The sequence below is a fragment of the uncultured Megasphaera sp. genome, assembly GCF_958350005.1.
GTDB lineage: Bacteria > Bacillota > Negativicutes > Veillonellales > Megasphaeraceae > Megasphaera.
The window spans coordinates 1-8,162 of sequence record NZ_CATWFF010000092.1; the positions used below are offsets into that span (position 1 = coordinate 1).

At 50.6% G+C, this 8,162-nt stretch carries 7 protein-coding genes; 6 read left to right on the forward strand and 1 reads right to left on the reverse strand.

What is annotated here, in order from left to right; translation table 11 throughout:
* Nucleotides 1-23: 23 nt before the first annotated feature.
* The 6 genes from brnQ (at nucleotide 24) to radC (ending at nucleotide 6,444) form a co-directional block, all read left to right on the forward strand.
* Entirely contained in the window at nucleotides 24-1,379 is a 1,356-nt protein-coding gene (gene brnQ / locus Q3886_RS06510; RefSeq protein ID WP_301860427.1) for a branched-chain amino acid transport system II carrier protein, read from the forward strand.
* Nucleotides 1,380-1,457: 78 nt separating this feature from the next.
* Entirely contained in the window at nucleotides 1,458-2,837 is a 1,380-nt protein-coding gene (locus tag Q3886_RS06515; RefSeq protein ID WP_301860429.1) for an amino acid permease, read from the forward strand.
* Nucleotides 2,838-3,067: 230 nt separating this feature from the next.
* Complete coding sequence (locus Q3886_RS06520) at nucleotides 3,068-4,762, forward strand: glutamine--tRNA ligase/YqeY domain fusion protein (protein WP_301860431.1); 1,695 nt, start codon at nucleotides 3,068-3,070, stop codon at nucleotides 4,760-4,762.
* A 149-nt stretch (nucleotides 4,763-4,911) separates the two neighbouring features.
* The gene (locus tag Q3886_RS06525; protein WP_301860432.1) at nucleotides 4,912-5,184 is read left to right on the forward strand and encodes a DUF4321 domain-containing protein; all 273 of its coding nucleotides are present in this window, start codon (nucleotides 4,912-4,914) and stop codon (nucleotides 5,182-5,184) included.
* 13 nt (nucleotides 5,185-5,197) lie between these two features.
* Entirely contained in the window at nucleotides 5,198-5,758 is a 561-nt protein-coding gene (locus Q3886_RS06530; RefSeq protein ID WP_301860433.1) for a nucleoside triphosphate pyrophosphatase, read from the forward strand.
* Nucleotides 5,755-6,444 (forward strand): DNA repair protein RadC, encoded by a 690-nt coding sequence (radC, locus tag Q3886_RS06535; protein ID WP_301860434.1) that lies wholly within the window; start codon nucleotides 5,755-5,757, stop codon nucleotides 6,442-6,444. Before Q3886_RS06530 ends, radC begins: the two co-directional genes overlap by 4 nt.
* An 85-nt stretch (nucleotides 6,445-6,529) precedes the next feature.
* Here radC and Q3886_RS06540 read toward each other — a convergent pair whose 3' ends face one another.
* On the reverse strand, nucleotides 6,530-8,080 hold the full coding sequence (locus tag Q3886_RS06540; protein ID WP_301860435.1) for a polysaccharide biosynthesis protein: 1,551 nt from the start codon (nucleotides 8,078-8,080) through the stop codon (nucleotides 6,530-6,532).
* Nucleotides 8,081-8,162: the final 82 nt, after the last annotated feature.

The following is an 8,162-nucleotide window of genomic DNA, read 5'->3' on the forward strand; positions in this document are numbered from 1 at the left end:
GTATTTAGATTGGAGGAATTATTATGGGAGAAAAAAAAGGAAATAGAACCATAGCCATAGGGCTCATGTTGTTCGCCTTGTTTTTCGGTGCCGGCAACTTGATTTTCCCAGCTTCGATGGGGCAGAATGCCGGTGAAAATGTATGGTGGGCCGTATTGGGCTTCGTCATTACCGGCGTAGGCCTGCCGCTGGCAGGTGTCCTGGCAATGGGATATTCGGGATGCAAAAACCTGCAGGAATTATCCAGCCGCGTACATCCGGCATTTGGGCTGTTTTTTACGGTCATATCCTATTTGACTATTGGACCCTGTTTCGCTACGCCGCGAACAGGCAGTGTTTCCTATGAAATCGCCGTTCGGCCCTTCTTTGCTGACGGCGGCAGTGACATGGTCATGACTGTCTTTCTCGTCGTATTCTTTGTCGTGTCCTACTGGCTTTCGGCAACGCCGTCCAAGTTAGTCGACCGTATTGGCAAGATCCTGACGCCGACCTTGCTGGTCGTCATTTTGCTGCTCATTGTAAAATCCTTTATTACGCCTCTGGGAGCGCCTGTAGCGCCGACGGAAGTATATGCTACAGCATCGGCTGCAGCTGTACAGGGATTTATTGACGGCTACGGAACGATGGATGCCATTGCATCGCTGGTCTTTGCTATCCTGGTTATTGAATTCGTCATGGAAGACGGCGCAACAACGCCTAGGGAAATTACGAATGAAGTCTTTCGTGCCGGCCTCATTGCCGTAGGCTGCCTGGCTTTTGTATATATTTTCATTGCAAAAATCGGGGCAGACAGCGTTGTGGCCTTTGGTATTCAGGAAACGGGAGCACCGGTCCTGACGAAGAGCGCCATGATTTTGTTCGGCAATATAGGGGCTGTCATCCTGGCAGTTATCGTCCTGCTGGCCTGCCTTTCCACCAGTATTGGCCTGATTACTTCGTGTGCTACCTATTTCCATGTCCTCGTCGGCGGCGTAGGCTATAAAACGTGGGTCGCCATTTTCTCGGCTTTCTCCTTTGGTGTCGCCATGTTTGGCTTAAAGACGATTATCGTCGCAGCCATTCCGGTGCTGATGTTCATTTATCCCCTGGTCGTCGTATTATGTATCCTTACATTCCTGCACAACCTGTTCGGCGGACGGCAGTGTGTCTACGCCTGGACCATGGGCATGACGCTGCTGACGGCCCTTGTAAATGGCACGCAGACTGCCAAAATCTCTCTGGGAGGGATTGATACGTTCTTCAATACGATGGTTCCGTTCCACACCATCGGCATGGGCTGGATCTGCTTTGCCGTCGTAGGCTTCGTCATCGGCCTGATCTGGAAAAGTGCAGTCAAGCCGTCTGATCCGGCAGATGTTTCATCTGCGTCTGTGGAATAACTGGTTCGTCAGGTACTCCGCTTTCTGCCTCATCAGTCAGGAGCGGAGTATTTGAAACCGCGCAAAGGGGGTATACCGATGAATAGTCTGTTACGCCGCAAGTCTTTTGAAGACTTAATGGAAAATACGCAAGAGAAAAAACTGACTAAAGCGCTGGGCGCTTTTGATATTACGCTCATGGGTCTGGGCATTATTATCGGTACGGGCATTTTCGTACTGACTGGCATTGGGGCCGCCAAATACGCTGGTCCCGGACTTATGCTGTCCTTTGTGCTGGCTGCCGTAACGTGTGCCTTCGTCTGCCTGGCCTATTCAGAACTGGCTTCCTTCCTGCCTGTATCCGGCAGTTCCTATACCTATGCCTACGCTTCACTGGGCGAAATATTCGGCTGGTGGGTAGGGTGGAGCCTTATTCTGGAATACTCTGTCGGTGCCAGTGCCGTCGCCGGCGGCTGGTCTGCCTATTTAGTCGGCATCCTCCATGCCTGCGGCATTGATTTGCCAAAAGCCCTGACAGCTGTACCGGCTGATGGGGGCATTATCAATCTGCCGGCTGTCATTATCGTACTGCTGGCAACGGCTCTGCTCGTCGTCGGCGTACGGGAAAGTGCCAAAGTAAACCGTATTCTCGTATTCATCAAAGTAGGCACGATTTTCCTGTTTCTCTTTTTAGCGGCTCCCCATATTGAACCGATAAACTGGGAACCCTTCCTTCCGTACGGATATGCCGGCGTTGCTGCCGGAACGGCAGTTCTGTTCTTTTCATACCTTGGCTTTGACGCCCTGTCTACAGCTGCGGAAGAAACAAAGAATCCTACCCGCGATATGCCTATTGGCATTATTGCCGCCCTGGCGATCTGCACGATTCTGTATATTGCCGTCTGCGCCGCCATGACTGGCGTCGTGCCGTACACGATGCTGGATACGGCTGCTCCGGCATCCTACGTTCTGGAGTACATTGGCATGCATCTGGGATCGGCCATCGTCGGTACTGGTGCGCTGTGCGGCCTGTCGACAGTGGTGCTGAACATGCTCTTTGCCCAGAGCCGCGCCCTCTATTCCATGAGCCGCGACGGGTTAATGCCTATGGGACTGTATAAAGTGCATCCCAAATTCCACACACCTTATATGATTCAGATTATTGTCGGCCTCCTCGTTGCCTGCATTACAGGCTTTACGCCGATTCACATTGTAGCCGAAACGTGCAGTGCCGGTACGATCTTTGCCTTCCTGTGCTCCTGCATCGGCATTTTGGTTCTGCGCCGCATCTATCCGGACAAGCCGCGGGGATTTAAATGCCCTGCCGTTCATGTTATTGCGCCCTTAGGCTTTATCTTCTGCGCCTTTGTCTTCTCTCAGCTGTCGTCTCATACGCTGCTGCTGTTCGTCGGCTGGTCCGTCATTGGCCTGCTGATTTACCTGGCTTATGGCCGGAAGCACAGTACCATGAATACATAAGACAGGCTGCTCCTGTATCCCGGGATAAGCCCGGCTATGGCATAGCTGTTTTCAGGCCCTGTTGTCTGGTCCATTCGATCTGGATAACAGGGCCTGATTTTTTCCATTTTGTTTCACCACAGAGGATAATGGACGTATTTTCCCTATAATTCTGACCTGTGAATCTGGTACGTCCGTTAGATTTGTGTTAAAATGAAGTATCATATACATATATAAGGGGAGAATCATTGATGGATAAGGAAATTACCAAAAATTTCATTGAAAATTTGATTGATGAAGATAACGAATCCAATAGATATGGAAAGCGTGTACATACCCGATTTCCACCGGAACCAAACGGCTATTTGCATATTGGTCATGCCAAGTCCATTTGCCTTAATTTTGGAATTGCCAAAAAGTATGGCGGCCTGACGAATCTGCGCTTTGACGATACGAATCCTTCCAAGGAAAATGTAGAATATGTAGATTCTATTAAAGAAGATGTCAAATGGCTGGGCTTTACGTGGGATGACCGCATGTTCTACGCATCCAATTATTTTGACACCTTATATAACTATGCCGTAAAACTGATTACTCTGGGAAAAGCCTATGTCGATGATCTGTCAGGCGACGAAATCCGTGAATACCGCGGCACCTTCAACACGCCAGGGAAGGAAAGCCCGTACCGCAATCGCAGTGTAGACGAAAATCTGCGGCTCTTTGCCGACATGAAAGCCGGCAAGTACGGTGACGGCGAAAAAGTACTGCGCGCCAAAATTGACATGGCCAGTCCGAACCTGAATATGCGGGATCCTGTTCTGTACCGTATTGTTCATGCGCCCCATCACCGTACGGGCACGAAATGGTGCATTTACCCTATGTATGACTTTGCCCATCCCGTATCGGATGCGATCGAACGGATTACGCACTCCATTTGTACGCTTGAATTTGAAGACCATCGTCCCCTGTACAACTGGGTACTGGAAGAATGGGATGATCCGGAAGGACAGAAACCGCGGCAGATTGAATTTGCCCGCCTGAACGTTACCAACATGATTACGAGCAAGCGAAAACTGCGCACTCTCGTGGAAAAAGGGATTGTCAGCGGCTGGGATGACCCGCGGATGCCGACGATTTCCGGTATTCGCCGCCGCGGATATACGCCGGAATCGATTCGTGACTTCTGCGAACGCATTGGCGTGGCAAAAGCGGACAGTGTCGTCGATATTTCCCTTCTTGAATACTGCATCCGTGAAGACCTCAAGATGAAGGCTCCCCGTCTCATGACCGTCATCGATCCGCTGAAAGTCGTTATTACCAATTATCCCGACGGCCAGACCGAAACGATGACAGCAGAAAACAATCAGGAAAATGAAGCCCTGGGCACGCGGGAAGTTACGTTCAGCAAGACCATTTACATTGAAAAGAACGATTTCATGGAACATCCGGTCAAGAAGTTCTTCCGTCTGGCACCGGGCAAAGAAGTGCGCCTGAAATACGGCTATATTATTAAATGCGAAGATGTCATCAAAGATGAAGACGGCAATATTGTCGAACTTCACTGCACCTACGATCCGGAAAGCAAGAGCGGCAGCGGTGCCAATGCCAACCGCAAGGTAAAGGGGACGCTGCACTGGGTCAATGCTGCCGATGCTGTCGACGTGGAAACGCGGGTCTACGAGTATCTCCTGAAATCTGCAGACACAGAGGAAGAAGAAACGGACAGCAAGGATTTTCTTTCCCAGATCAATCCGAACAGCCTGACTGTGTTCCACAGCAAAGGCGAAGCCTGCCTGGCCAACTATCAGCCTGGCGATAAATTCCAGTTCCTCCGTCAGGGATACTTTGTCATTGATCCGGATTCGGCCACAGCCGGCCATCTGGTAGTCAACCGCATTGTCGGCCTCCGTGATACATGGGCAAAAATGCAGAAAAATAAAGGCTAAATACGCTGTGAGTTAACAGTACAGGGCTGGTTTTTTCATGAAAGATTAAAATCTCATGAAAAAACCGGCCCTTATTCGTATTTGTATTGCAGGCCTACGTAGAACAGGGTATAATATTTTTGACAGATGCCGAGGGGGGAGAAAGGGTTATGCGAACGTTTGGTACGGAAAGTGCATTGCTGTGCATATTATGCATATTGGCCGGCAGCCTGATTGGCGGCATGCTGGGGGATACCCTGGGCAGTGCACAGCTGGGGGCGTTGGGGCCCGTGCTTTCTCAGCACCATGAGATCTTCAATGTACAGCACATGGAAGTGAATATATATATTGTACAGCTGACATTCAGCCTGCGGTTTGCACCGAATGTCCTGAGTATTATTGGCATGCTGATTGCCCTGTTTTTATATCGCCGTATACGTTGAGGAGGTTTTATTTGTGTTGATTCTAGCTTCTGGTTCGCCGCGCCGCCGGGAACTGCTGACGCAGATGGGAATTGCTTATATGGTAAATCCCAGTAATTATCGGGAAGAGTCGCCTAAAAAGAAGGAACCGGAAAAGTTTGTACAGCTTCAGGCCGTCGGCAAGGCCTGCGATGTAGCCGCCAAATATCCGGGACAGTGGGTATTGGGGGCCGATACGATCGTCGTTGCTGACAAAACGATACTGGGAAAGCCGCACAGCAAAAAAGAGGCCTCCGCCATGCTCCATGCCCTGTCTGATACGAAACACTCTGTTCTTACCGGCGTCGCCCTGGTTCGGGATTCAGAAATCCATACGAAAGTCGTGGAAACGAAAGTGTGGTTCCGCCGTCTCAGTGACAGTGAAATTGACAGCTACATAGAAAGCGGCGAACCGATGGATAAGGCCGGCGCCTATGGCATTCAGGGACATGCGGCTTCCTTTGTCGACAAGATTAATGGGTCCTATACGAATGTCGTAGGACTTCCGCTGTCTCAGGTATGTAAAATGCTTCGCAAAGCCAAGGTGGATATATGACAGGATCGTTCCAGCAGCTGGCTCAATGTGAAAAGCCGCGGGAAAAATTTCTGCACCATGGCCCGGCAGCCGTTACGGATCAGGATTTGCTGGCCATTTTGCTGCGTACTGGCATTAAAGGCCATTCCGTAATGGATGTAGCCCGTTCCATGCTTCGGTCTCTTCCAGGGGAGAATCTGTATTATCTCAGTGAAGCGAATGTTGCGGACCTGCAGTCTATTCGCGGCGTCGGTGCTGACAAGGCCGTGACGATCTGCGCTGCTGCCGAGTTGGGACGGCGTATTTCCCGGCAGCGGGCCAAGCAGACGGCTCCCGATTTCAGTACGCCTGGCGCCATCGCGGCCTATGTGATGGAAGACATGCGCTTTTTACATCAGGAGCAGTTTTCGGCTATCTATTTATCGACGAAAAACAAGCTCATTGCCGTCAAATCGCTGACTGTCGGCACGATCAATGCCAGCCTGGCGAAGGCGCGGGAAGTATTTCGCTGGGCCCTGCAGTACAATGCAGCAGCAGTCGTCCTTCTTCACAATCATCCGTCCGGAGATCCGGAGCCCAGCCATGATGATATTGTTGTAACCGAACGAATCGTGCAGGCCGGCCACATTATGGAAATTCCCGTACTGGATCATATCATTATTGGCGACGGAACGTACGTCAGCCTTTGTGAACGGGGATATGTATGATTCGGTATACGTAAAAAACAGCGTTTCTTCACCTTTATGTGTCGTGAAGAAACGCTGTTTTTTTTGTGAAAACCTTATGTCCGTTCTAGAAGAACCGGCCAATGAAGGGCATTTTTGCGGCATCTTCCCGGGTAACGCCGCCAGTAAGAGCCATGCAGCCGATATACAGGGCTGATCCGAGAATACAGGTCAGGAACAGGCTGAGGAACAAGCTGATATGGTCGTGCAGAAATGGATATACCAGGTACATAACAACGCCCATAATAGCTGCAGCAGCCACATTTTTTATGACAATCCGCAAATCGATAATATATCCTGTGTGGCGGTAAATAAAGAACAGATTCAAGGCGGCAGCAACGCCAATGTCTACAACCGTGGCGTAGGCAGCCCCCGTAATTCCCAGGACAGGAATGGCAACGAGGAACCAGTTGCAGGCGACTTTAAAGGCACAGGCAATGGCCATATTGATGACCGGAATTTTCGTTTTTTTCAGGCCCTGGAGAATAGCCGTCGTAATCTGATGGATGCCGAGAAAACAGATGGCAATGGCAACGGACCGGGTCGCATCGGTGGCAGCCGGGGCATTGTAAATAAAGGTGACTACTGGCTGGGCCATGACATACAGCATGACACTGAAGGGAATCGTTACGAGCAGGGCAATGCGCATAGCCCCTGCTGTACGGTTGTAGATTTCTTTCGTTTCCCCCAAGGTAAAACTGTGACTGATTGCCGGGACGAGGCTCATGGCCATGGCAGCAGTCAGAATGGTTGCCAAGTTGATGAGCGGTATGGACATGCCGGTCAGATAGCCGAACAGTTCCGTTGCCTGTGCCGTCGCATAGCCGGCAACTTCCAGGCGGCGGGGCACAATGAGCAGATCCAGATTGGACACGACAGGAAGCATGATTGTCGATAAGGAAATGGGAATGGCCAGGATGACGAGGCGCTTCAGTACATGACCAATCGGTTCCGGCGGGAAGTAGGCCTCACTGACAGGGAGGGACTTCTTCAGGCGATAGTAAAAATAAATCAGCACCAGCCAGGCAGCCAGGCCGCCGGCACCGGCACCGAGACTGGCACCGCCGGCGGCATAATCCAGACCGTACGGCAGCAGCAGGGCTGCAAATCCCAGCATGACGACAACGCGTACGAGCTGTTCCACGATCTGAGAAATCGCCGTCGGCGTCATTTGCTGCCATCCCTGCAGATATCCGCGGTACCCGGCAATGACGGTCGTAAAGAAGATAGCCGGCGCCAGGGCAATTAAGGAATAATAAGCCCGGCTTTCGCGGATAATCTGTTCGTCAATCAGGAAGGTAGCGCCAAAATAGACGAGCAGACTGAGCACAAAGGCAGTGATGCACAGCATGGTCAGGGAAATGTGAAAAATTCGCTGTGCCCCCATGTAGTCCGATTTGGCTACTTTTTCTGCCGTAACAATAGAAATAGCAATAGGCAGGCCAGCTGTAGAAATATCCAGTGCCAGCAGGTAAATAGGGAAGGCCATCTGGTAAATACCGATGCCTTCACCGCCGAGGATACGGGATAAAATAATCCAGTTCACACTGCCAATGGCTTTGACTACGAATCCGGACAGTGTCAGGATAAGTGTTCCAGAAATAAACTTGTTTGCCATAACGACCTCTTTTACATATAACGTTACTATAGAAATATTTTACAGTTACAAACAATTAATTTTAGCATATTTGGTGCATAGT

Excerpts from the sequence above, each read along its gene's own strand:
- brnQ (WP_301860427.1), top strand. The coding sequence starts at position 24 with ATGGGAGAAAAAAAAGGAAATAGAACCATAGCCATAGGGCTCATGTTG.
- Q3886_RS06515 (WP_301860429.1), top strand. The coding sequence starts at position 1,458 with ATGAATAGTCTGTTACGCCGCAAGTCTTTTGAAGACTTAATGGAAAAT.
- Q3886_RS06520 (WP_301860431.1), top strand. The coding sequence starts at position 3,068 with ATGGATAAGGAAATTACCAAAAATTTCATTGAAAATTTGATTGATGAA.
- Q3886_RS06525 (WP_301860432.1), top strand. The coding sequence starts at position 4,912 with ATGCGAACGTTTGGTACGGAAAGTGCATTGCTGTGCATATTATGCATA.
- radC (WP_301860434.1), top strand. The coding sequence starts at position 5,755 with ATGACAGGATCGTTCCAGCAGCTGGCTCAATGTGAAAAGCCGCGGGAA.
- Q3886_RS06540 (WP_301860435.1), bottom strand. The coding sequence starts at position 8,080 with ATGGCAAACAAGTTTATTTCTGGAACACTTATCCTGACACTGTCCGGA.